1 protein-coding gene and 1 pseudogene are annotated in these 1,283 nt (G+C 65.4%); both read right to left on the reverse strand.

Annotated elements, in window-relative coordinates; all coding sequences use genetic code 11:
- Positions 1-259: 259 nt before the first annotated feature.
- Positions 260-1,003, reverse strand: a complete 744-nt coding sequence (istB, locus tag XI06_RS12925) for an IS21-like element helper ATPase IstB (protein WP_271605486.1) — start codon at positions 1,001-1,003, stop codon at positions 260-262.
- Positions 1,004-1,014: 11 nt separating this feature from the next.
- Positions 1,015-1,283, reverse strand: a pseudogene (locus XI06_RS12930) (IS21 family transposase); the annotation flags it as partial.

Here is a 1,283-nt window from a genome sequence, read left to right on the forward strand (position 1 = left end):
TGCGGATTCCGATGATCTCGCCCGGGTGTACCGATTTGATCTCGCCCAGGATTCCGAGATGATCTCGCCCACCCTTCCGATTTGATGTCGCCCGGGGCACGAGGCGTTCTGGCTATCTGGTTTCTGGCATCGGCGAAGCCGCGTGGTCAATCTTGAATCGCGGCTCGAAGAACTTGTTTTTTGCTGCTTCTGCTGTGGGCATGTGGGCAACGCCCTTCGCGTTGTCCAAGCGCAGCGGCATGTCCACAGGGCCACGGGCTCAGGCCTTTCGGCCGGGCTTACGGGTTCGCCGCAGGCTCTCGCCGTTGAGATCGATCCGGTGAGCGTTATGGACCAGGCGGTCGAGAACGGCGTCGGCGTAGGTGGGGTCGCCGATCAGCGCGTGCCATTGATCGACGGGAAGCTGGCTGGTGACGATGGTGGAGCGGTGGCCGTAGCGGTCCTCTAGGATCTCCAGGAGGTCGTGGCGGGCCGCGGCGTCGAGCGGCTCGAGGCCCCAGTCGTCGAGGATGAGGAGATCGACGCGGCCGAGCGCGCGCAGCAGGCGGGGGTGGCGGCCGTCACCGCGCGCCAAGGCCAGATCGCTGAACAGTCGCGGGACGCGCTGATAGAGCACGGAGCGATTGTCGCGGCAGGCTTTGTTGCCGAGCGCCGAGGCGAGCCAGCTCTTGCCGACGCCGGACGGGCCACAGATCAAAAGATTGGCGTGGTCGTCGATCCATTGGCCTTCGACCAGCATCGTCAAGAGGCTGCGGTCGAGGCCGCGCGGGGTGCGATAGTCGATGTCCTCGACGCAGGCCTGCTGGCGCAGCTTGGCATATTGAAGCCGCTTCGACAGTCGCTTGTTGCGTCGCAGCGACGCTTCACGTTCGAGCAGGAGCGCAAGCCATTCGGCGTGGCCGAGGCTGGCGGCCTCGCCGCCGGCTTCGATGTCGGCGAAGGCCTTGGCCATGCCGTGAAGGCCGAGCTGATAGAGCTGATCGAGGGTCGGATGGGTGAGCAAGGCGTGATCTCCTAATTGTAGTAGCGCGGCCCGCGGATGTTGGAATGGAGGATCGGCGCGTCGTCCGCGGGACGCTTGGGTGAAGGACGCCGATCGAGATTGTTGGCGAGGATCGATTTGACCGAGCCGTAGGTGCGCGCGCCGATGTCGATCGCCCGCATGGCGGCAGCATCAAGCCGCTCTTGCCCGTAGGAGCGGGCCAGCCGGATGATGCCGAGGCAGGCGCGGAAGCCCTGCTCGGGGTGTGTGCGTTCATCCAGGATCAGATCGCACAGCGCCG

The sequence above is a fragment of the Bradyrhizobium sp. CCBAU 11434 genome, from assembly GCF_028128895.1.
Lineage (GTDB): Bacteria > Pseudomonadota > Alphaproteobacteria > Rhizobiales > Xanthobacteraceae > Bradyrhizobium > Bradyrhizobium zhengyangense.